The organism is Roseburia hominis (genome assembly GCA_040702975.1).
Lineage (GTDB): Bacteria > Bacillota > Clostridia > Lachnospirales > Lachnospiraceae > Allocoprococcus > Allocoprococcus hominis_A.
Map to the genome: position 1 here is coordinate 646,978 of CP159990.1, position 23,043 is coordinate 670,020.

Consider the following 23,043-nt stretch of genomic DNA (forward strand, 5'->3'; position numbering starts at 1 on the left):
ACATGAGTTTTGCACATTTACATGTCCATACGGAGTATAGCCTTTTGGACGGTTCCAATAAGATCAAGGAATATGTGTCGCGGGTGAAAGAGCTCGGCATGACGGCGGCGGCCATTACGGATCACGGCGTCATGTTCGGCGTGATCGATTTTTACCGCGCGGCGAAAGCGGCGGGAATCAATCCGGTGCTGGGCTGTGAGGTGTATGTGGCGCCGGGATCCCGGTTTGACAAAGAGACCGTGGGAAAAGATGAGGACAGGTATTATCATCTGGTCCTGCTTGCGGAAAATAATACCGGTTACGCCAATTTGATGAAGATCGTATCCCGGGGATTTACGGAAGGATATTATTATAAGCCGAGGGTCGACTATGAGCTTCTCACCAAATACCATGAAGGGATCATTGCCCTGAGCGCCTGCCTGGCGGGAGAGGTGCAGAAGAACCTGATTCGGGGTATGTACGAGGAAGGAAAGAAGGCTGCTCTCCGATACGCGGAGATTTTCGGAAAAAACAACTTTTTCCTGGAGCTGCAGGATCATGGCATTCCGGAACAGGCGACGGTGAACCAGCAGCTATTGCGGCTGAGCAAGGATACCGGGTTGGAACTGGTGGCCACGAACGATGTGCATTATACCTATGCGGAAGATGAGAAACCGCACGATATCCTGCTCTGTATCCAGACCGGCAAGAAGCTGGCAGACGAGGACAGAATGCGTTATGAGGGCGGACAGTATTATGTGAAATCCGAGAAAGAGATGAGGGAATTGTTCCGTTATGCCCTGCCTGCGCTTGAAAATACGCAGAAAATCGCGGATCGCTGCCATGTGGAGATCGAGTTTGGCGTGACCAAGCTCCCCAGATTTGATGTACCCGAAGGGTATACTTCTTGGGAATATTTGAATAAATTATGTTTTGACGGGCTGAAAAACCGGTATGGCGATCCCGGACAGAAGCTTATTGACCGGTTAAATTATGAACTGGGCGTCATTCGCGATATGGGGTATGTCGACTATTTCCTGATTGTTTGGGATTTCATTCATTTTGCACGTGAAAACGGAATTATGGTAGGGCCGGGACGAGGCTCGGCGGCGGGAAGTATCGTGTCCTATACTCTGGGCATCACCAGTATCGACCCGATCCGCTATCAGCTCCTCTTTGAGCGTTTCTTAAATCCGGAACGTGTATCCATGCCGGATATTGACGTGGATTTCTGTTTTGAACGGCGCCAGGAAGTCATCGATTACGTGGTGCACAAATACGGCAAGGAGCAGGTAGTGCAGATTGTGACCTTCGGTACCCTGCAGGCGCGCGGCGTTCTGCGGGACGTGGGGCGTGTCATGGACCTTCCGTATGCTTTTGTGGATTCTATCGCGAAGATGGTTCCGAGAGAACTGAATATTACCCTGGATAAAGCGCTGATGATGAATCAGGAGTTAAAGAAACTGTATCAGGAAGACGAGCAGGTCCATCTTTTGATTGATATGTCCAAGCGTCTTGAGGGTCTGCCCAGGCACACCTCCATGCATGCGGCAGGAGTGGTGATCAGCCAGAAGGAAGTAGACGAGTACGTACCGCTGGCGCTGGGCGCAGATAATATACCGATCACTCAGTTTACGATGACGACGCTGGAAGAGCTGGGACTTCTGAAAATGGATTTCCTGGGGCTTCGGACGCTGACCGTAATCCAGGACGCCATTCAGTTGGTGGAGGAGGATACCGGAGAACACATTGATTTTGAGAAAATGGTCTATGACGATAAGAAGGTACTGGAGCTTCTCGGAACGGGAAAGACTGACGGGGTCTTTCAGCTGGAGAGCGGGGGAATGAAGAACTTCATGAAGGAGTTAAAGCCCCAGAGTCTGGAGGATATCATCGCCGGAATTTCTCTGTATCGTCCGGGACCGATGGATTTTATTCCGAAATATATCAAAGGAAAGAATCACCCGGAGCTTATTACCTACGATTGTCCGCAGCTTGAACCAATCCTTGCGCCTACTTATGGGTGTATCGTTTACCAGGAACAGGTCATGCAGATCGTGCGGGATCTGGCGGGGTATACGCTGGGAAGAAGCGACCTTTTAAGGCGTGCCATGAGTAAGAAAAAAGGCGACGTGATGCAGAAGGAGCGGCGAAACTTCGTATATGGCAATCCCGATGAAGGGGTGCCGGGCTGTGTGGCGAACGGGATTCCGGAAAGCGTGGCAAATAAGATCTACGACGAGATGATTGATTTCGCCAAGTATGCATTTAACAAGTCCCATGCGGCGGCCTATGCGGTAGTGGCCTATCAGACGGCGTATTTAAAATACTACCACCCGGTAGAATTTATGGCGGCGCTGATGACGTCGGTCATCGATAATCCGGGCAAGGTGGCAGAGTATATTTATAGCTGCCGGCAGATGGGGATCAGGATCCTGCCGCCGGATATCAACCGCGGAGTGGGGAGTTTCTCTGTGGATAACGGAAATATCCGTTATGGTCTGACTGCCATTAAGAGTATCGGAAGACCGGTCATTGATGCGATTATTGCCGAGCGGAAGCTGCGGGGAGAATTTAAGGATCTGAAGGATTTTATCGAGCGGCTGTCCGGGAAAGAGATCAATAAGCGCACGGTGGAGAATTTTATCAAGTCGGGCGCGTTTGACAGCCTGAAAGGAACGCGCAAGCAGCATATGATGATCTACGTCCAGATTATGGAGGAGGTAAATCAGGAGAGAAAATACTCCATGACCGGCCAGATGTCCCTGTTTGATATTGTGGGGGATGAGTATAAGAAGGATTTTGAGATTGCCATGCCGGACGTGGGCGAGTATCAGAAGGAGACGATGCTGGCTTTTGAAAAAGAAGTTCTGGGCGTGTATATCAGCGGGCATCCGCTGGAAGAATATGAAGAGAAATGGAGAAAGAACATCTCTGCGACGACCCTGGATTTCCAGCTCGACGAGGAAAGCGGGCGGACGAAGGTCCATGACGGGGTGAGGGAGATCGTCGGCGGAATCATTACTTCCAAAACGATCAAGTATACCAAGAACAATAAGACGATGGCGTTCATCACGATTGAGGATTTGATGGGAACGGTGGAGGTCGTGATCTTCCCGCGGGATTATGAGAAGAATCAGATGTATCTGAATGAAGATAATAAGGTATTTGTGCGGGGGCGTGTATCGGAAGAGGATGACAATGCCAGCAAGCTGATCTGTGAGGAAATCATACCATTTGAGCAGACGAAGAAGGAATTGTGGCTGCAATATGCGGATAAAACAGCATTTCTTGCGGAAGAACAGGAACTATATCGAATGTTGTCTGACAGTGAAGGCGAGAATGAGGTGGTCATTTACTGCAAGGCGGAGCGTGCGGTGAAAAGACTCCCAAGAAACCGGAATATTCAGATCGAACCGGGAATCCTAAGCCGGTTAGCGAATCGCTATGGCGAGGACCGCGTGAAAGTGGTGGAAAAGAAGATCTCATAAGGGGTGCTAGAGGGCTAAAAGTGAAACTGAGAGCAAAATACGCATGATAGTCTAAAATAATTTGCAAAACTCTGAATATTGAAGTTTCGACTCAAATATAGATTAAGCATAATGACGAATTATTTCAAATAATCTTGTGCAAAAGTCGTGGAAAAGAATATTGAAAACGAGAAATAATTAGTATAGAATTAGCATTAGAATGTGAAAAAATGGCAAAGCCATTGGATGTGGCGAGGCAGAATTAAGAGCGCCCTGCTGCAAGCGGAAAGGTCAAGGGTATTTGCTGAAACATGACACAAGATGGAGGATCATATCATGGCAGAGAAAATAATAAGAACAATCGGTGTATTGACCAGTGGAGGGGACGCACCGGGAATGAACGCTGCAATCCGTGCAGTAGTTAGGACTGCTCTCGGCAAGGGTTTGAAGGTACGTGGAATCAGAAGAGGCTATTCCGGACTTTTGAACGAAGAGATTATTGATTTGAGTGCCAGAGATGTTTCTGATACCATTCAGCGTGGAGGTACGATTCTGCAGACGGCAAGATGTGATGAGATGCGTACCGTAGAAGGGCAGCAGAAGGCAGCGGCGATCTGTAAGAAGTACGGCATTGACGGCCTGGTAGTAATCGGAGGAGACGGTTCCTTCAAGGGAGCACAGCGACTTTCTGATTATGGAGTAAATACCATCGGACTTCCGGGTACGATCGATCTGGATATTGCCTGCACGGAGTATACGATTGGATTTGATACGGCAGTGAATACGGCGATGGAAGCAATCGACAAGGTTCGTGATACCTCTACTTCTCATGAGAGATGCAGCATCATCGAGGTAATGGGGCGTGATGCCGGATACCTGGCTCTCTGGTGCGGTATTGCCAACGGTGCAGAGAGAATTCTTCTTCCGGAAGAGCATGATTATGATGAACTTAAGATCGTTGAGGATATCAAAGAGAACCGGAAGCGTGGAAAGAAGCACTACATCATCATCAATGCAGAGGGCGTCGGCGATTCCATCAGTATGGCGAAGAGAATCGAGGAAGAGACCGGTATGGAGACGCGTGCAACGATTCTTGGATACATGCAGCGCGGCGGAAGTCCGACCTGTAAGGACAGGGTGTATGCCTCCATTATGGGCGCGATGGCAGTGGATCTTCTTCTGGAAGGAAAGACGAACCGTGTAGTTGGTTATAAGAACGGACAGTATATTGATTTCGATATTAACGAGGCACTGGATATGCAGAAAGGAATTCCGCAGTATCAGTATGATGTCGCGAGACAGCTTGCACTCTAATACGCCGGCGGGGTACGGACGGTGTACCAGGAATTTCCGCATGAACCGGGACGCTTTTTCAAGGTTCCAGACGCCTTTCAAAACAACAGAACAGGAAATGGATATATGACACAGGATGTATTATTGACGATTTCCGGCCTTCACACGATGGAGGCTATGGGAGACGGGGAAGAAAGTAACGAGCCGATCGAAGTGATCACGCCGGCAAGTTACTATTGGAAAAACGGGAAACATTTCATTCTGTTTGATGAATTAGTGGAAGGGATTCCCGGAGTGACGAAAAATAAAATAAAAATTACAGGTGACACCGCTCTTGAGATCATGAAGAGCGGTATTACCAATGCACATATGGTATTTGAGAAGAATAAAAGCAACCTTACTTTTTATGATACTCCCTTCGGACAGATTGAAGTGGGGATTCACACGCGGGATATGTGCGTAGATGTGAGGGAGGACCGGATTGACGTGAATGTGGAGTATGGTCTGGACGTCAATCATGAGGCCACGGCGGACTGCCACATTATTATGAATATCCGACCAAAGCATGCTGCGGAGAGCGTTTTGAGTTGAAGAGATATATCATATATAGATGTTCTTGGCTCAAAAAACAGATAGGGATGAATGGCCACTGGACGTTCACTTAGGCATATTTGACGACAATAAAAAATCCACTGTACTTTTTCACGGGTACAGTGGATTTTTAAAATATTCCATCCATTGGGTTATCCTCCTTTATTCTTCTTATCTATCTGAAACTATTATCTCAAATAGTGTTTTTTCTGATGAAAGATTATCTTCTCATTGGTTCTTACCTCTTTCTGTCAGATTTTTAAAGGTTAGAATTCACCATACATTGGTTTTTACCTCTTTCTGTTAGATTTCTTTTTGATCTGGAAATTCATCGTCCATTGGTTCTTACCTCTTCTTGTCAGATTTCTTTTTGATTTAGAAATTCATCATCCATTGGTCTTTACCTCTCTTTGCCAGATTTCTTTTTGATCTAGAAATTCACGTCCATTGGTCTTTACCTCTTTCTGTCAGATTCCTTTTTTGATTTAGAAATTCACATCCATTGGTCTTTACCTCTTTTTGCTAGATTTCTTTTTGGATTAAGAATTATCTTCTCATTGGTCCTTACCTCTTTCATTAGATTTGTTTTCCGGTTTTAAGATTAAGTTTTCGGTGGTCCGTCCTCCTTTTCTTTTGTTGTTCTTATAATATCTCATAAAAGAGTAAATGTCAATGGAAAAACAGAAAAAAATATAAAAAAATTAAAAATAACTGATAATTATATGAAATATAAAAAATTAACGCACAAGAATGACGGCGATAATTAAATAAAATCGTATTGGAACTACTATATATAAAAGAAAGAAGTTTTATGAAAATAACGAGGTAAACTAGAACTGTTTTTATACAGCAAAATTAGTGAGTTTGTAATGCATAAGGAGAAAAAGTATATATGGGGAAAAATGATATTTTGATGAAGAAATGGATATCGGATAAGGAACGCTTTGCAGATTTGTTTAATGGAGGATTATTTGGCGGGAAGCAAGTGATCGACCCGGAAGGGTTAGAAAATGAGGAGATTCATCAGGAGTTGTTGATTCCAGACCAAGAAAAACATGTGGTCCCAATACGCAGATATCATGATGTAGTTATGAAATCTCGGCAGAATCTCAGGTTATTGGTATTAGCTTGTGAAAATCAGCAGAAAGTGCATTATGGTATGGCAGTACGGGGAATGTTATATGATGCTTTGAGTTATACCGAGCAGATTAGAAGATTGACATTAAAAAATCGCAAAGAGAAAAAATTGACAAATTCTGCGGAATTTTTGTCAGGGATTGCGAAAGAGGATAAAATCCTTCCAGTGCTTACAGTCGTTTTCTATTATGGGGATGAGGGAAAGTGGGATGCTAGCAAGGATTTATATGGAATGATGGAGTGGGGGGGACGATGAAGAAATTTTAAAACCATATATCTCGAATTATCAGATTAACTTGATTGATGCAGGAAAGGTGAAAAAACCTGAGAATTTTAAAAGTGATTTACAGTATATTTTGGGCATGTTACAATATAAAAAAGATAAAAGTATGTTGCGGAAATATATTCAGGAACACAAAGATTTTTTCTCGGGATTGCCTGAGGATACTTATGAGGTTGTGCGAGTAATGTTGAAATCGGAGTGGAGACTGGAAGAACCAGTTCAGGATAAACAGACGGGAGGTATTAATATGTGTAAGGCATTGGAGGATTTATATAATGATGGCGTTGACGAAGGGCGTAGAAATATACTTTTGGAGTTACTTAAAGAAGGGTGGATTACATTGCAGACTGCAGCAGAAAAATTAGGAGTTACGGAGGAAGAATTGAAGGGCAGTCTGGCCAAGGAATAAAGACATATTTGTTATTGTAAAAATATTCATGTTTGTGGAATACCGTGTATAGCAGAATCTGGATTGATGCTATATGCTGTATTTTTATTGCCAAGTGTGCCTGAAGCAAGGACCAGTAGACCTTACTTTGGCATGGCATATTTGGTGCAAAGTTCTTAAATATAGGTGAAAGAAGTTGCCGCGAGAAAACAGGTGTTTACAACCCATTGAAATTACTTTCTATTTCGCTACATAACAAGAAAGCCATTGAGGAGCACCGGCGGATTATGTTAAACTAAGGGTTAAAATCGAATGGAAAGGAGGGGCTTTCGTGGGAAAAAAGAAAAAGGCACAGATGCAGTTCCGCTATTACCGAATGGCTTACGGAAGTTCTATTCTGGCTCTGCTGGGAGAAAAATGGATTCGCTCTTACGGGAGTGACGTGGAATACCTGCATTTTCATAATCTACTGGAAATCGGGTATTGCTATAACGGGTCAGGCCAGCTAGTGCTGGGGAAGGAAGAGTATCGGTACGAAGATGACACATTTTCGGTGATTCCGAGACATTTTCCGCACACGACGAACAGTGATCAGGGAGGGATCAACCGGTGGGAGTATCTGTACGTGGACTTGGAGGGGGTTCTGGGGGAACTCTTTCAGAATAATACTCGTAAAATGAACGAGATCGTAAAGAGGATTAATTCAAGGGCAATGCTAAAAAGGGCGTCGGAGGAGCCGCAGATGGCGGCAAAAGTGCTGGAGATCATGAATCTTATCCGGTGTATGGATGCGTATTACATGGAAGAGGCGAAGGCAATCATGGCGGCCCTCCTTCTGGATATCGCCCGCATGTTCGAGGCGGTAGGGGGAGAGGTGATAGAAGAAGTCAGGATGGAACATGCAGCGATGCTGGTGTTTTGTGTGCTGGATTACATCAGCTTTCACTATATGGAACCGATCATGGTGGGGGAGCTGGCGCAGATGTGCCACGTAAGTGAGACTCATTTCAGGCGGGTCTTTACAGGCTATATGAAGATGTCGCCGCTCCAGTACATCAATACGGTGCGGATACAAAATGCCTGCGAGTATCTTCGGAAAACGGACTGGCAGGTGGCGGATATTGCAAATAGATGCGGGTTCACGACGATTTCCACATTCAACCGGAATTTCAAAGAGCTGATGGGGAAAAAGCCGCTGGAATGGAGAAAATGCCCGGAAAACTATGAACAGCAGCTCCTGGAATTTAATATACACTCGGAAGAGGGATGGTAGAAAGCACCATTCCTTTTTTATTTCCGACCGAAGCGGAGCGTAGAGTAAATACTCTGCAGTTCGCTTGCGTGCAAAGAATTTGCAGGAGCGCATTCTATTTTAGGAAATAGAGGATTCCTATTCATTTACCATGTTCGAAACTGCATAGTTTGAGGGTGAAATCAAGAACATGCCGTTATCCCCTGTCGATATAATATTTATTAGAAAAAGGGCGCTCATTTTTTAAAGGAACCAGTAGGAACGATGGAGAGAATAACCAAAAGAACAGGAGGTAAGGTTATGAAGAAGAGGATACTGGCTGTATGTTTGGCGGTGGCAATGGTATTGTCGCTAGTTGCCTGCGGGACGAAAGGAACCGATGAAGGGGACGGCAAAGGCGGCGCCTCTACAAGTGAAAATGAATTGACGGTGTGGTGCTGGGACCCGGCTTTTAACATCTATGCGATGCAGGAAGCGGAAAAGGTCTACCAAAAAGACCACCCGGATTTTAAACTGAACATCGTAGAGACACCGTGGAATGACGTACAGACGAAGCTGACGACAGCGGCGACTTCGGGAGATTTGAAATCCCTTCCGGATATTTTGCTGATGCAGGATAATGCATTTCAGAAGAATGTGATCAGCTATCCGGACGCATTTGCAAGTCTAAAAGATTCCGGTATTGATTTTACGCAGTTCCCGGAAGCGAAAACGGCTTATTCCGTAGTGGATGGAGTGAATTATGGAGTACCCTTTGACAACGGGACGGTCGTAGCGGCATACCGGACGGATATTTTGAAAGAGGCCGGGTTTACGGTGGAAGATTTTACGGACATTACCTGGGACGAATACATAGAAAAAGGGGAGGTCGTATTTGAAAAGACAGGAAAACCGCTTCTTTCCTGCCAGGCGGGCGAAGCGCAGCTAGTAATGATGATGCTGCAGTCCGCAGGAGCGTCCTTGTTTGACGACGAGGGCAAGCCGGATATGGTCGGAAATGACGCACTTAAGAAAGTGCTTGAAACCTACAAGGAATTAAAGGACAGCGGGGTCCTGATCGAAGTGAACGACTGGGATCAGTATGTTGGTTCCATGACGGCAGGCACGGTAGCGGGTACGGTGAACGGCTGCTGGATCCTGGCTTCTATCCAGAGCGCTGAGGATCAGTCCGGAAACTGGGCGGTTACAAATATGCCGCGGCTGGTCGGCGTGGAGGGCGCGACAAACTACTCCAACAACGGTGGATCAAGCTGGGTGGTGACATCAAATTGTAAGAATATCGACCTGGCGTATGATTTCATGAAGAGCACCTTTGCCGGAAGCGTGGAGCTCTATGAGACGATCCTGCCCAAATCCGGCGCGCTGGCAACCTATATCCCGGCTGGAGAAAGCGAAGTCTACGCTGAGCCTCAGGAATTCTTCGGCGGACAGTCTGTCTATAAAGATGTGACTGAATATTCGAAAGAGGTGCCTGGGAATAACACCGGAGTTTACTACTACGAAGGGCAGGACGCTATTTCCACGGCCGTTCAGAATGTGGTAAACGGAGCGGATATTGACGGCGAGATCAAGACGGCACAGGAGACGACCGAATTTGCAATGAACTAAGGAAAAGGGGGGATTTTTGTGAGCAGTCGAACAATCCGAAGCGGTCCGGGAGGCGCCGCAGGCAGTGGTAAAATGACTCTGAGCCGGAAACAGAACCTGTCCGGTTGGGCGTTTCTTGCTCCGGCAACGCTGCTGATCGTATTAACCAGTTTTTACCCTATGTTCAGAGCGCTTATTTTATCTTTCCAGAGAGGAAAAGGAAATGCGCTTACATGGGGCGGACTTTACAATTATACCCGCATGTTCAAGGACGCCATTTTTTTGCAGTCCGTGAAGAACTGCTTCTTCTACCTGATCATTCAGGTGCCGATCATGCTGGTGCTGGCACTGATACTGGCATCACTGCTGAATAACAAGGATTTGAAACTAAAGGGTTTATTCCGCACGGCCATTTTCCTGCCGTGTGCGACTTCCCTGGTATCCTACGCGACGATTTTCCGTTCTCTGTTCGCAGTGGATGGGCTGGTAAATGTACTTCTGGTGAAATTTGGGATTCTGGAGAGCGGGTATAATTTCCTGAATCATGAACTCAGTGCAAAGATCGTGATCATTCTGGCGCTGATCTGGAGATGGACAGGATATAACATGGTATTCTATCTTTCCGGTCTGCAGAATATTGAGTATTCCGTTTATGAGGCGGCGAAGATCGACGGAGCATCTCCGTGGCAGTCATTTTGGAAAATTACGGTTCCGCTTTTGAAGCCGACGATCCTTCTGACAGCCATCATGTCTACCAACGGAACCCTGCAGCTCTTCGACGAGTCTGTCAACCTGACAAGTGGAGGCCCGGCAAATGCAACGATCACCATGTCGCACTACATTTACAATACCTCATTTAAGTATGTGTCGAATTTTGGATATGCGGCGGCCATGTCGTTCTTTATCCTGATTCTGGTGGCAATCCTGGCATTTGTACAGATGAAAGTAGGTGATAAGCGTGACTAAAGGGAAGAAGGCGGTTGTTTATATTGTATTAACGATTGTTTCGCTGATTTCCGTATTTCCGTTGTACTGGATGGTATCTGCGGCGACGAACAAAAGTATTGATGTCATGAGAGGAAAGCTTCTTCCGGGCGGCGAACTGATGAACAATGTCCATAGCCTGTTTGCGCAGTGCAATGTGGGGACTGCGATGACCAATTCCTTCAAATATGCGTTGATCCTGACTGTATTGTCGCTGGTGATCTGTTCTCTGGCGGGATATGGATTTGAGATTTACCATGACAGAGGAAAAGATGCGGTCATGTCGGTGATTCTGCTGGCGATGATGGTGCCCTTTGCGGCTACTATGATTCCGCTGTATCAGGCATTTTCCAAGATTGGACTTTTGAACTGTACGGCGGGCTTTATTCTGCCGACCCTCTCCACCCCGTTTTTGATCATGATGTTCCGGCAGAGCGCCAGATCATTTCCTCATGATATCATAGAGGCGGCCAGAATGGACGGGTTAAACGAACTTCAGATTTTCTTTCGGATGTTCATTCCGACTATGAAATCTACCTATGCGGCGGCTATGACCATTACCTTCATGAACGCCTGGAACAATTATTTGTGGCCGAAGGTCATCATGACGGATAAGACGAGTATCACCATGCCGATGCTGGTGGCAAACCTAAAAGAAGGGTATGTGACCGACTATGGGGTGCTGATGCTTGCGGTACTGCTCTGTACCATACCGACTGCGATCGTGTTCTTCGTATTGCAGAAGAGCTTTGCGGAAGGAATCACAGGAGCAGTGAAATAAGGAATATATTTGGAAAAAAGGCAGATGCGTGTGGCAAAGACAGGAGGAAATATTGGCGTGAATAGGTTTGACTACGAAAAAATTAAAGATCCGGAAATCTTTTGTGAAGGAAGACAAAAGGCGCATTCGGATCATCGTTTTTTTGCCTCTTATGAGGACCTGGAAGGGGAAGGAGACGCCCTTCGGATTTGCTTAAATGGCGTCTGGAAGTTCCATTATGCGAAGAATTACAGGTCCACGCTTCCCGGCTTTGAAGCGGAAGAATATGATACGGAAGGCTGGGACGATATCCGGGTGCCGTCCCATATCCAGCTTGAAGGGTATGATGTCCCGCAGTATGTCAATGTGCAGTATCCCTGGGAAGGCCATGAGGAAATAAGTCCGGGGCAGATTCCGGAGCGTTTTAACCCTGTGGCGAGTTATGTGACCTACATGGAGATCCCGGGGAGAATGCAGGGCAAACGTCTTTTCGTTGTGTTTGAAGGGGCGGAAAGCGGACTGGCCTTGTGGCTGAATGGAGCGTATGTCGGTTACAGTGAGGATTCCTTTACCCCATCGGAATTCGAGATTACGGAGTATGTAAAAGAGGGAAGAAATAAGCTGGCCGTACAGGTGTTTAAATGGACGGCGGGAAGCTGGTGTGAGGATCAGGATTTCTTCCGTTTCTCGGGAATTTACCGTGATGTGTACCTCTATGCGGTGCCGGAAGTACATGTGCATGACCTGAAGATCTGCGCGGGCCTTGCCGAAGACCTGCGCGCGGGAACGCTGGAGATAGAAGCGGCTGTCTGGGGACGGGGGAGGATGAAAATCCTCCTGCAAAAAGATGGCGAAACGTTGCTGGAAGGCGAGATCTGTCTTAGGGAAGGCGAGAGGAATTGCTATACCCATGAGATCAGCCGGCCGCAGCTTTGGAGCGCGGAAGATCCGCAGCTTTATGAGCTGCTGCTGGAGATTTATGATACAAAAGGTCAGCTGCAGGAGATCATTCCGGAGAAGGTCGGCTTTCGGCGGTTTGAGCTGAAAAACGGGCTGATGCAGTTAAATGGGAAACGGATCGTGTTCAAGGGTGTGAACCGCCATGAATTTCATACGGTGACGGGGAGATGCATGGACCCGGAGGATATCCGGAAGGACCTGGTCACGATGAAACGGCATAATATCAATGCAGTCCGTACCAGCCATTACCCGAATATGAGTGCATTTTACCGGTTGTGCGATGAATATGGCTTGTATGTGATGGACGAGATGAATCTGGAGACGCATGGAACCTGGGAGATGCCGGAGGGAATCGCCCCGATGGATGAGATTCTGCCAAAGGACCGGAAGGAGTGGGCGGCCCTGGTGATGGACCGTGCGGTCTCCATGTATGAGAGAGACAAGAATCACCCCTGTATTCTGATCTGGTCCTGTGGAAATGAATCCTTTGGAGGGAAGGATATTCACGCCGTGTCACGGTATTTTCGGGTAAATGATCCTGCGCGTCTGGTGCACTATGAAGGAGTGTATCAGGACCGCAGCTATAATGATACCAGCGATATAGAAAGCCGCATGTACCCGAGCGCCAAGGAGATTCAGGAGTTCCTGTGTCAGAACCGAAAGAAGCCGTTTCTTTGTTGCGAGTATACCCATGCGATGGGAAATTCCTGTGGCGCTATGCATAAGTATACGGATTTGAGTGACCATGAGCCTTTGTATCAGGGCGGATTCATCTGGGATTATATTGATCAGTCTCTGGTGAAAAAAGATCGCTACGGCAGGGAATATCAGGCATACGGCGGAGATTTCGGAGACCGTCCTACAGATTATAATTTCAGCGGAAACGGAATCGTGTACGGTAAAGAACGCGAGCCATCTCCCAAGATGCAGGAGATAAAGTTCAACTATCAAAATATCACCTTGCAGGTGGAAAACGGCAGAGTGGTAATCTGCAATAAGCATCTGTTTACCAACACCAGTGCATATACCTGTATGGTCATAGTGGAAAAAAATGGTGTCGAAATTTTACGAAGAGAAATGCAGACGGAGGTGGAACCACTGACAAAGAAAGTCTATTTGCTGCCAATCCTTTATGAAAAAGGGGAGGGAGAATATGTGGTCACGGTTTCCTTCCGGCTGAAGGAGGACACTCTGTGGGCTAAAAGAGGATATGAGGTTGCCTTTGGGCAGGCGGTGCACAGGGTATACCCAAGGGCATCCCGCATGGCCATTCGGCCGTTTCACGAGGTATACGAAAGAAGAAAAGACGATGGGAAAAAGCAGGAGAAGGCCCCGGAGGTGATTCACTCGAACAATAATCTGGGAGTGAGAGGCGAGCATTTTGAAGCGATGTTCTCTTACCTGAGCGGTGGGCTGGTGTCTTACCGGTATGCGGGGAAAGAACTGCTTAAGGCAATCCCGCGTCCGAATTTCTGGCGGGCGCCGGTGGACAATGACTACGGGAGCTTAATGCCGATGTATTATGCCCAGTGGAAGATTGCCAGTCTGTATCTGTCCTATAAGAGATATCGGGGAGAACAGCGGTGTACGGTGATTATGCCTGAGATCGCGGAGGCGAAGGACAGCGTTACCGTTACCTACACTTACCTGATGCCGACTGCGCCGGAGAGCTCCTGTCGTCTGGCATACCGGGTGTTTGCCGATGGAAGAATCAAGGTGACACTTTATTATGATAAGGTGGAGGCTCTCGGGGATATGCCGGAGTTCGGCGTGATCATGAAGTTCGATGCGGATTATGACCGGCTGAAATGGTATGGTCTGGGTCCCCAGGAGACTTATGCGGACCGGAAGAGGGGAGCAAAGCTGGGAATTTACCGAAATAAGGTCAGCGATAACATGGCAGCTTATCTTTGTCCTCAGGAGTGCGGGAATAAAGAGGAAGTGCGCTATGTGGAGCTGGCAGATCGGAAAGGAAGAGGAATCCGGTTTTCTATGGACGAGGAAAATGGGCCCATGAGTTTTTCAGCGCTTCCCTTTACCCCGCATGAACTGGAATGTGCCCGGCATTCCTATGAATTGCCGGAGGTGCACTATACGGTAGTCCGGATCGCGAAAGGGCAGATTGGGGTTGCCGGGGATGACAGCTGGCTGACACTGCCGCATCCGGAGTACCGGCTTGCGGTGGAAGATAAGATGGAATTCAGTTTTTGGATGCAGGGAATCTGATGTGATGGAAGAGGAATGCCTGGAAGCGGTTTAAGCTTTCAGGCATTCCTGCAATAAGGCTGCATGTAAGGGCCGGGAACCCTCCTCAAATGTATAACATATAGTATAGAGAAACCGTAACTTATATAGGTATGCAGAAATATGAGAGAATATGTGAAATTATCATTAGAAACCCATTTGTTTTTTGGAAGGATCATGAAAGAACACTCGCTGTTTCTTCTGGCCGGATTTCCGGAAGGGGAGATGGAGATGAGAAAACAGGCGGATTGGTTACGAAAGGAGTTTGAAGACGGCTTAAAGAGGACTGTGCAATTGAGCGACGGCGTTGTGGGAGAGTCAATTCTTGAATCAGGAGAAATTGTGACAGAATTTACGCATAAAGCGGAGCAGCAGACAGAGAGGCTGGCCGGTATTCCCATTGACAGCAGGATTACGGAGGCAGAACAGAAACTGCGCTCCGGGTGTCGGTTTATGGTGAATCAGAATATGGTGCGGAATGTACGGATGCTGAATCGGCGGATGCTTAGTTTAGTGAACGGGCTGATTGAATTCAAAGAACGGATTTTAAGGGAAGTGAAGGAATGCAGGCTGTATACGTCAAATTATCCGCTTTTGGTTGAGCACATTCTGCGGGAGGCGCGGTTGTACCGCTCTATCATTTCAGAACTTGAACAAAGAGGAAGGATTTCCTCGAAGGATTTAAGGGAAACTGAAATGTTCTGGAACCAGATTATGATGGAGCATGCGCAGTTTATCCGGGGGCTTTTGGACCCGACGGAGTGCGAACTGATTGAAACGGCGGAAGGATTCGCAAAGGACTATCGCCGCCTTCTGAAGGAAGCGAAGGAACAGGATATGCGCGCTTTGGAAGAAATGACGAAGCGGAGCATCAGGATAACTAAGGATTATCAGCAGTTTAAGAGTGCAGGAACAGCAGGGATCGTTGGATGTCAGATCCGTTCTGTGATATTGCCATTGCTTGCGGATCATGTGCTTAGAGAGGCAAACCATTATCTGAGGATTCTGGAGGTTTGATTCGGACTGCTGCAAAAGGTGAAGGGGAGGACGTGAGGTCCTCTCCTTTTACAATTTTCTGGATTTATCGGCGCCGGCATTGATGCAGTCGATGACGGTCGCGCGGAATCCGCCTTTTTCCAGCGCCTCGCAGCCTTCGATGGCCGTTCCGCCGGGGGAGGTTACCATATCCTTAAGTGCGCCCGGGTGAATGCCGGTCTCCAGCAGCATCTTTGCGGTGCCAAGACAGGTCTGAGCGGCCAGACGGTAGGAGGCGGCACGGGTGAGACCCTGCTTCACGCCGCCGTCGGCCATGGCTTCCACGAACATGGCGATATAGGCCGGTCCGCTTCCGGAAAGACCACATACGGCGTCGAGCAGATTTTCGGGAACCATTTCTACAATTCCCATGGTCTCGAAAATCGATGTGGCAAGTGCAAGCTCCTCCTCGGTAAGATCATTATCCGAACAGAGTGCGAAAGCCCCTTCCAGCACGATGGCCGGAGCGTTCGGCATAGTGCGGAGGATCCGGGGAGTTCCGTCGATCATAGCGCGCAGACGTTCCACAGAAATCCCTGCCATGACGGAGATGATCGCCTTGTTATCCAGCGCATGTTTGCACTTCGCAAGAGTCGCCTCCGCATTCTGCGGCTTTACAGCGAGCAGGATGATATCGCAATTTTGACAAAGGTCTTCATAGCCGGAAGCCAGATGGACGCCCCAGGTGCCTGCCTTTTCCATCATCTTGGGATTGGTATCGTAGACATAGGCTGTGTCGCGGGAGATCACACCCGCGTCAAGTGCGCCGCGAAGGATCGCGCCGCCCATATTCCCACAGCCGATAATTCCGAAATTCTTTGTAATCATGATGTAGTTCACTCCTTTAAGCATTGAATCAGGGTCGATGGTTTTTGTCAGTATATAACAGCGGGGGAGTGATGTCAAGAAAATCCGTGGTGGGAAAAGGGGCACCAGAAAGAGAAAGTAACAGGCGCCAGCAAATTGGTTGGCAGTTTTACTGAAAAATGGTGTTTTGTGTGAGCAAAAATATGTTATACTGGGAGTACCAGAAAGACTGGGGGAAGAGCGCTATGAAATATGACGAGATTGTTGCATGGTGGAAAAAGGAGCAAAAAGAAACTGCAGAGGATATTTATACACTATTAGATAACTTTCGCATTCTTTTTGCCTATCATTCGGGAAGAATAGAGAATGAGGCAATTACGCTCCACGATACAAGGGAAGTATTTGAAAATGGAAGAGTGGTTGGCTATACGGGAGATTTGCGAACTCTGTTTGAGATAAAAAATCAAAAAGACTGTTTTGAAGATTTAGTGGAAAAGATTGTGAAAAAGGAAGAGATTACCCTGGATTTGATTCGGGAGTTGCACAGGCAGCTAATGAAGGGCTGTTATGATGAGACCAGATATCGGAAAGGAGAACGTCCGGGAGAGTGGAAAAAGCATGATTATGTTACGGGGGACGGAATCGGAGCGGCGCCTGAAGAGGTAACGGAGGAGCTGACAGATCTGCTTGACGAGGTGAGGGAAGCCGAGGGCGGAGATGTCATGACGATCGCAGCATATCTGCATTTGCGATTTGAGGAAATACACCCGTTTGCCGATGGTAACGGCCGCGTGGGAAGAACACTCATGAATTATTACCTGATGACGCATGATTATCCGCCTCTCATTTTGCATGAGGAGGACAAGAGGACCTATTATCTGTCCTTGACCGTTTATGATAAAACGGGAAAAATCGACGGGTTTATCCAGTTCCTAAAAGAACAGATGGTGAAGACCTGGGAGAAAAAGAAGCTAAGGCCGGCTCGGCTTAACATGTTTTTATAAAGGAGGAATACGAATGAATTACGAAGGTCAAATCTGCAGAGCGCCGATGGAAAGGGCGTCTTTTATGCTGCCGGTGATGGTGGGCTGTTCCTACAACCGCTGTAAATTCTGCAACCTGTTCCGGCATTTAAAATACCGGGAACTTCCGATGGAAGAGATTGAAAATGAGTTAAAAAGAGTGCAGGTGGCGGGCGGAAAGCCGAAAAAGATTTTTCTGGGGGACGGAAATGCGTTCGGACTTCGCACGGGACATCTGCTGGAGATTCTGGAACTGATCAGGACCTATTTCCCGGAATGTGAATGCGTCAATATGGACGCTACGGTGACGAGTATTCTGAATAAATCTGATGAGGAACTGCGTTTATTGTATGAAATGGGTGTGCGGCACCTGTATCTGGGGATTGAGAGCGGCCTTGACGATGTGCTTCTGTTTATGAAGAAGGATCATAATCTTGAACAGGCGTATGAGGCAATCGGGCGGCTCCAGAAGGTGGGGCTTATTTATGATGCGCATATTATGACCGGTGTTGCGGGAAAGGGACGTTCTATGGAGAACGCCGAGGCGCTTGCACATTTCCTGAACAGCACGCACCCGGCACATGTGGTGAATTTTTCCATGTTCCTGCATAAAGAAGTTCCGCTGTTTGAGGACGTGGAAAATGGTAACTACATACCGGCTGATGAACTGGAATGTATCTGCGAGGAGAGGCATCTTATTGAACTTCTGGATGAGGAGATGCTGTATGACGGGTTCCACGATTTCATCCAGGTGAGAACGCGCGGGAAGATTCCGGCGGATAAGGAGAAAATGCTTGCAAAGCTTACGAAAGTGGTTGAGGAATATAAGGAGCGCGAGCCGATTTACGCATATGTGCAGGGAGAATGTCCGGATTTGGAAAAGTGTGACGGGCTCAAAAAAGTGTGGGATATGAGGGATTAAAGATGTGGCAGATGCCTTGGGTTATTGATTTGTAAAGAGATAGTCTTTAGGAATACAGGGATTAAAATTTTAGTTGCCAAGCATACGACAAAAATGTCCAGTTGACATTTTTTAGTGATATACTTGTATATTGGAGGAAGAAAATACGCAAGATAATACGCAAGATCATGGAGGTGTTTTTATTGGGAGACTACAGGCCGCCTTTTATTATAACAAATAGGATATTATCGTATGTTTCATCCATTTCCGAAAAAATTGGCCGGATCACGGCAACCAGTAACCTGGAGGCTAAACCGCACCTGAGAAAAAATAATCGTATAAAGTCTGTCCACTCATCTCTGAAAATTGAAGCGAATTCGCTTTCTCTGGGACAGGTCAGGGATGTCATTAACGGTAAGATTGTATTGGGTGAGCAGAAAGAAATACAGGAAGTTAAGAATGCATATGCCGCTTATGAGCGCTCTTCAGAAATTGATCCGTACAGTATCAAGTGTCTGAAGCAGTTCCACGGGATTATGACAAAATATGTTGTAGAAGAATCCGGAGACTTTCGCCGGGGCGAAGAAGGCGTATTTAACGGAGAACAGTGCGTTTTTATGGCTCCGCCGGCACGATTTGTTCCGCAGCTTATGGACGAGCTGTTTGACTGGATGAAAGAAGCGCGCAGCAGTGTACATCCGCTGATTTTGAGCAGTGTATTTCATTATGAGTTCGTTTTTATTCATCCTTTTTCTGACGGAAACGGCAGAATGGCAAGGCTATGGCACACCGCCATTCTTTCTGGGTGGAAGTCAGTATTTGAATATATTCCGATTGAAAGCCAGATTGAGAAGTTCCAGGACGAATATTACAATGCAATTGCTAAATGCCACGTGGATGGAGAGTCTACGATTTTTATTGAGTTTATGCTGTCGCAGATCGATAAAGTTTTGGATGATATTTCTGGTCAGATTAGCGAAGAAGATGAGCGTCTTTCCGAATACACCAAAAAGCTGCTTGAAGCCATGGAATACGATATTCCTTATACGGGCAAAGCACTTATGGAGAAGTTGGGGTTGAAATCCAGGGAAGGCTTCCGCAGGAACTATCTGCGACCGGCAATAGATTTAAATCTGGTTCAAATGACCATTCCGGATAAGCCGAACAGTAGAAATCAGCGATATGTGAAAATCTAAAATTAAGCCATGGCTGCAACTCAAATTGAGCTGCAGTCATGGCTTTTAAAGTTGCCAAGCATACCTAAGTGAAGGCCGGATGGCCCTTCACTTAGGTACAAACCTATTGACAAAATCATCCTACAGGTGTAGTATAAATGCATATACTACACCTGTAGGAGGGGATGCTATGAAGCTTTCTGAACGTGAATGGACAGTTCTTAATGCTCTTTGGGAAACCGGCGGTGCAGAGCTGGGCGTACTTGTTAATGAACTATATGAGACTACCGGTTGGAGCCGAAATACCGTACTGACATATTTGACACGAATGGAGTCTAAAGGCTTGGTGCGAATTGATAAGGAAATTTCACCACATATTTACTATGCAGCATTGGATCGTGAGAGCTGCCAACAACAGGAACGCCAGAGTTTCCTTCATCGAGTCTACAGTGGCTCTGCCGGAGATCTGATTGCGGCCTTTCTGAAAGAGGAACCTATTTCTCAAGAGGAAAGAGAGCGTCTGCGTAAGATTCTTGATGATATGGAGGTGTGAGAATGGTTGATATATGGGGATTCCTTTTCCAAACACTTACTGCCTCAGGCGTTGCCGTTCTGTTGCTTGTGATTAAGGCGTTGTTTAAGGATAAACTGTCTCCCAAGTGGCACTTTGCTGTGTGGGGTGTTCTGGGAATTATGATATTGATACCTGCAGGATTTAACGGGCGGTACACATTGTTTCAGTGGCAGGTGCTTGTAGAGGTAATTAAATCGTGGTTTGGAGATTATTCTTTTACCCGGGTCCTTTATCCAATTCCTATTTTAAGTACCATACCGAGAACCATTATACAATGGATCTTCGCCGGGTATATTCTTGGTGTCATCGTCCACATTATAATTTACATAGCATCCTATATCCGTCTTCTCTTAATATTGCGAAATGGAAGTAAGCCCTGTGAAGAACTTGCCGCTCGTATTCGGCAAATTGCTGCTTTACAGAAAGTCAGGCCCGGCAGAGTAGTTGAAGTTCCCGGATTGCCCAGCGCTTTTGTGTGCGGAATAATCCGACCGATATTGGCGGTACCTGCAAATAAGGATATTGACGACAAGGTGATCCTGCATGAGCTTCTTCATATGAAGTATAAGGATACTCTTTGGAGTGTGGTGATATGTCTGTTGAGATGCATTCATTGGTGCAACCCTCTTCTTATTTTCTGTGCGGATCAGGCAATCAATGATATGGAAGCACGCTGCGATCAGCATGTGTTGGAACAGCTTGAAGGTGAGGAACGCAGAGACTATGGCCGAATACTTCTTTCTATGGCAAATGACCGTTTTGCGAAAACTCCGGGAAGTACCTGTATAAACAACGGCGGTAAAAACATTCGTGAACGAATCGAAACCATTGCCCGCTTCAAAAAATACCCTGTTGGAATGAGCTTGGTGTCGGTCTGTGTTATAATCCTTCTGACTCTTTCGTTAGTTGTGGGTGTGCAGGCCACAACAGTATATGATTTAAGTAATTCGGTACAGTTGTCTTTGGCATCAGCCAGAAGCACTCCTTGCACAACATCAGCGGGAGCGTTTGACACCTACGCAAAGGCAATATTGGATCAGAACGGAATCTATCGGTCCATGTGTGCACCATGGTCTGTGCAGGCAGAGATTTTGAATGAGATACTTGAGAAAGATAAGGCCGGTATCTATCCAAGCTGGGACTCTGGCCTTAACGAGCGGTCTAATTCCCAAAGCGGATATTACATATATAATCTAAAGCAGAGTGGTAATAACAGCTTCGAAGGGCTCTTGGTAGTAGAGACAAATTATCCACCGAACGGTCAACCTGAGGAAGAAGGTAAGATGTATCTTGCAGTCCAAAATCTGCGGGTTGAAAAGGAAAATGGACGTTGGGTCGTAATTCCTTTAGAAGAGTTCCGAAATATTGCAGTGCCAGATCAAAATTTGGAGTGGGGCAGCATGGAACTTCCGGGTATTATGTATTCGGGAATTGTTGATGAGTTGCAAGTTGATGTAAAGGTTCAAACCATATACGCGGTTGAGAGTACTGTTCAAACAAATAATAATAATTTCATATTTGAAAACAGCTCATATTTTGATACAACACCTAAACCAAATGCCGAGTTCAGTTGGGCAGTAAGAACCCAAAGTGAAAGTGTTACACATCTTGGTTCGGCAGCAGAAAGAGACGCCATTGAAAGAATCGGTCTTTCTGTTGCACCGATATATCCCGGAGATAAGCGTCCTGAAAGACTTGGTGCTTCCTTTGAAGATAACTTCAGGGGAACAAGTAGTACCGGCGAAAGCTGGGGGAGTCAAAAGACCGAACCTGGTTGGGGACCTTCTATTGAAATTGGTGGTGGAGGCGGAGGAACCTTCGATCCGGCGCATGATGTTCCGCTTCCCGATTATTATGTGGCTGATCTGTTTATCAATAGCAAACTTGCAGCGCAGCTTGACTTAGCTTTGCAGGAAGGGGTGGCAAAATGACGAATTATCAAAAACGTTATGAAGGCATTTCAAAGGCGGCCTGGGGTTACCTTTTTATCTATTTGGATGTCAACATTAACTCAGTCAGTCTCCTGCCAGCGTTTATTGGATACTTGTTCTTTTTGTCAACGATAAACTACCTGAAAGACGAGGAACGAGAGCTGTCCTTACTTCGCACCTTGGGCATTATCCTCGCTTTATGGCATGGTGCAGAATGGGTTGCGAGTTGGGGAGGCATTGACCTTGAGGGAACGTGGCAGTTTATAGATATTATTATCAGCCTGGTGAACTTATATTTTCATTTCCAATTGTTGACCAATCTTGCTTCCATTGCAACAAAGCATCAGCCGGAAGGCTATAAGCAAGATGCCGAGCTTTTATGGTACAGAACACTGCAAACGATAATGTTGACAGCGATTGCGATTATTACACATCTTCGCCCTTGGCTGTCAGAGGCGTGGACATACATATCTGTTGTTATACTTATCGTTTACATCATAGCAGGCATCTGTTTGATGAAGACATTGTTTGATCTTAGACGATGCCTGCCGGTAAACGAGGGACCTATTTGATCGTAAGAGTTACGTGAAAAGTTAAGAGTGAAATTTGAAAAAGCAAGGCACTGCTGCGGCAGTGCCTTTTGCTTATACATAAACTATGTATTATTCTT

General features: G+C 46.6%; 18 protein-coding genes. 17 read left to right on the forward strand and 1 reads right to left on the reverse strand.

Annotated features, from left to right (window positions below; translation table 11 throughout):
• Positions 1-2: 2 nt before the first annotated feature.
• The 11 genes from ABXS75_02880 (at position 3) to ABXS75_02930 (ending at position 15,945) form a co-directional block, all read left to right on the forward strand.
• Positions 3-3,470, forward strand: coding sequence for a DNA polymerase III subunit alpha (locus ABXS75_02880; protein ID XCP85762.1), 3,468 nt, complete (start codon positions 3-5; stop codon positions 3,468-3,470).
• A gap of 315 nt (positions 3,471-3,785) precedes the next feature.
• A complete protein-coding gene (gene pfkA, locus ABXS75_02885) occupies positions 3,786-4,763 on the forward strand; it encodes a 6-phosphofructokinase (protein XCP85763.1) in 978 nt (325 codons plus the stop codon).
• 105 nt (positions 4,764-4,868) lie between these two features.
• Positions 4,869-5,333: a DUF1934 domain-containing protein gene (locus ABXS75_02890; protein XCP85764.1), complete on the forward strand. Its 465-nt coding sequence runs from the start codon at positions 4,869-4,871 to the stop codon at positions 5,331-5,333.
• A gap of 892 nt (positions 5,334-6,225) precedes the next feature.
• Positions 6,226-6,726 (forward strand): hypothetical protein, encoded by a 501-nt coding sequence (locus ABXS75_02895; protein XCP85765.1) that lies wholly within the window; start codon positions 6,226-6,228, stop codon positions 6,724-6,726.
• A 40-nt stretch (positions 6,727-6,766) separates the two neighbouring features.
• Positions 6,767-7,162: a hypothetical protein gene (locus tag ABXS75_02900; GenBank protein ID XCP85766.1), complete on the forward strand. Its 396-nt coding sequence runs from the start codon at positions 6,767-6,769 to the stop codon at positions 7,160-7,162.
• 310 nt (positions 7,163-7,472) lie between these two features.
• Positions 7,473-8,414, forward strand: coding sequence for an AraC family transcriptional regulator (locus ABXS75_02905; GenBank protein ID XCP85767.1), 942 nt, complete (start codon positions 7,473-7,475; stop codon positions 8,412-8,414).
• 279 nt (positions 8,415-8,693) lie between these two features.
• Positions 8,694-10,001: an extracellular solute-binding protein gene (locus ABXS75_02910; GenBank protein ID XCP85768.1), complete on the forward strand. Its 1,308-nt coding sequence runs from the start codon at positions 8,694-8,696 to the stop codon at positions 9,999-10,001.
• A gap of 72 nt (positions 10,002-10,073) precedes the next feature.
• The gene (locus tag ABXS75_02915; GenBank protein XCP87075.1) at positions 10,074-10,946 is read left to right on the forward strand and encodes a sugar ABC transporter permease; all 873 of its coding nucleotides are present in this window, start codon (positions 10,074-10,076) and stop codon (positions 10,944-10,946) included.
• Positions 10,939-11,745: a carbohydrate ABC transporter permease gene (locus ABXS75_02920; protein ID XCP85769.1), complete on the forward strand. Its 807-nt coding sequence runs from the start codon at positions 10,939-10,941 to the stop codon at positions 11,743-11,745. Before ABXS75_02915 ends, ABXS75_02920 begins: the two co-directional genes overlap by 8 nt.
• 57 nt (positions 11,746-11,802) lie before the next feature.
• Positions 11,803-14,910 carry a glycoside hydrolase family 2 TIM barrel-domain containing protein gene (locus ABXS75_02925; GenBank protein XCP85770.1) on the forward strand — a complete coding sequence of 1,036 codons (3,108 nt, stop codon included), beginning with the start codon at positions 11,803-11,805 and terminating at the stop codon, positions 14,908-14,910.
• Positions 14,911-15,063: 153 nt separating this feature from the next.
• Positions 15,064-15,945: a DUF2935 domain-containing protein gene (locus ABXS75_02930; protein ID XCP85771.1), complete on the forward strand. Its 882-nt coding sequence runs from the start codon at positions 15,064-15,066 to the stop codon at positions 15,943-15,945.
• Between the two features lie 48 nt (positions 15,946-15,993).
• Here ABXS75_02930 and proC read toward each other — a convergent pair whose 3' ends face one another.
• Entirely contained in the window at positions 15,994-16,791 is a 798-nt protein-coding gene (proC, locus tag ABXS75_02935; GenBank protein XCP85772.1) for a pyrroline-5-carboxylate reductase, read from the reverse strand.
• A 170-nt stretch (positions 16,792-16,961) separates the two neighbouring features.
• On the opposite strand from proC, the gene ABXS75_02940 reads away from it, so the two are divergent.
• The 6 genes from ABXS75_02940 to ABXS75_02965 all read left to right on the forward strand — a co-directional run bounded on the left by ABXS75_02940 (position 16,962) and on the right by ABXS75_02965 (position 22,945).
• Positions 16,962-17,774, forward strand: coding sequence for a Fic family protein (locus ABXS75_02940; GenBank protein ID XCP85773.1), 813 nt, complete (start codon positions 16,962-16,964; stop codon positions 17,772-17,774).
• A 13-nt stretch (positions 17,775-17,787) separates the two neighbouring features.
• Positions 17,788-18,714 (forward strand): radical SAM protein, encoded by a 927-nt coding sequence (locus ABXS75_02945; GenBank protein ID XCP85774.1) that lies wholly within the window; start codon positions 17,788-17,790, stop codon positions 18,712-18,714.
• Between the two features lie 173 nt (positions 18,715-18,887).
• Entirely contained in the window at positions 18,888-19,889 is a 1,002-nt protein-coding gene (locus ABXS75_02950) for a Fic family protein (GenBank protein ID XCP87076.1), read from the forward strand.
• 169 nt (positions 19,890-20,058) lie between these two features.
• Positions 20,059-20,421, forward strand: coding sequence for a BlaI/MecI/CopY family transcriptional regulator (locus ABXS75_02955; GenBank protein XCP85775.1), 363 nt, complete (start codon positions 20,059-20,061; stop codon positions 20,419-20,421).
• Between the two features lie 2 nt (positions 20,422-20,423).
• Positions 20,424-22,373 carry a M56 family metallopeptidase gene (locus tag ABXS75_02960; GenBank protein ID XCP85776.1) on the forward strand — a complete coding sequence of 650 codons (1,950 nt, stop codon included), beginning with the start codon at positions 20,424-20,426 and terminating at the stop codon, positions 22,371-22,373.
• Positions 22,370-22,945: a hypothetical protein gene (locus ABXS75_02965; GenBank protein ID XCP85777.1), complete on the forward strand. Its 576-nt coding sequence runs from the start codon at positions 22,370-22,372 to the stop codon at positions 22,943-22,945. The genes ABXS75_02960 and ABXS75_02965 overlap by 4 nt, the downstream gene beginning before the upstream one ends.
• The last annotated feature ends 98 nt before the right edge of the window (positions 22,946-23,043 follow it).

What these genes read in the sequence shown, in the direction of transcription:
- ABXS75_02880 (XCP85762.1), top strand. Translation starts at nt 3, where the DNA reads ATGAGTTTTGCACATTTACATGTCCATACGGAGTATAGCCTTTTGGAC.
- pfkA (XCP85763.1), top strand. Translation starts at nt 3,786, where the DNA reads ATGGCAGAGAAAATAATAAGAACAATCGGTGTATTGACCAGTGGAGGG.
- ABXS75_02890 (XCP85764.1), top strand. Translation starts at nt 4,869, where the DNA reads ATGACACAGGATGTATTATTGACGATTTCCGGCCTTCACACGATGGAG.
- ABXS75_02895 (XCP85765.1), top strand. Translation starts at nt 6,226, where the DNA reads ATGGGGAAAAATGATATTTTGATGAAGAAATGGATATCGGATAAGGAA.
- ABXS75_02910 (XCP85768.1), top strand. Translation starts at nt 8,694, where the DNA reads ATGAAGAAGAGGATACTGGCTGTATGTTTGGCGGTGGCAATGGTATTG.
- ABXS75_02915 (XCP87075.1), top strand. Translation starts at nt 10,074, where the DNA reads ATGACTCTGAGCCGGAAACAGAACCTGTCCGGTTGGGCGTTTCTTGCT.
- proC (XCP85772.1), bottom strand. Translation starts at nt 16,791, where the DNA reads ATGATTACAAAGAATTTCGGAATTATCGGCTGTGGGAATATGGGCGGC.
- ABXS75_02945 (XCP85774.1), top strand. Translation starts at nt 17,788, where the DNA reads ATGAATTACGAAGGTCAAATCTGCAGAGCGCCGATGGAAAGGGCGTCT.
- ABXS75_02955 (XCP85775.1), top strand. Translation starts at nt 20,059, where the DNA reads ATGAAGCTTTCTGAACGTGAATGGACAGTTCTTAATGCTCTTTGGGAA.
- ABXS75_02960 (XCP85776.1), top strand. Translation starts at nt 20,424, where the DNA reads ATGGTTGATATATGGGGATTCCTTTTCCAAACACTTACTGCCTCAGGC.
- ABXS75_02965 (XCP85777.1), top strand. Translation starts at nt 22,370, where the DNA reads ATGACGAATTATCAAAAACGTTATGAAGGCATTTCAAAGGCGGCCTGG.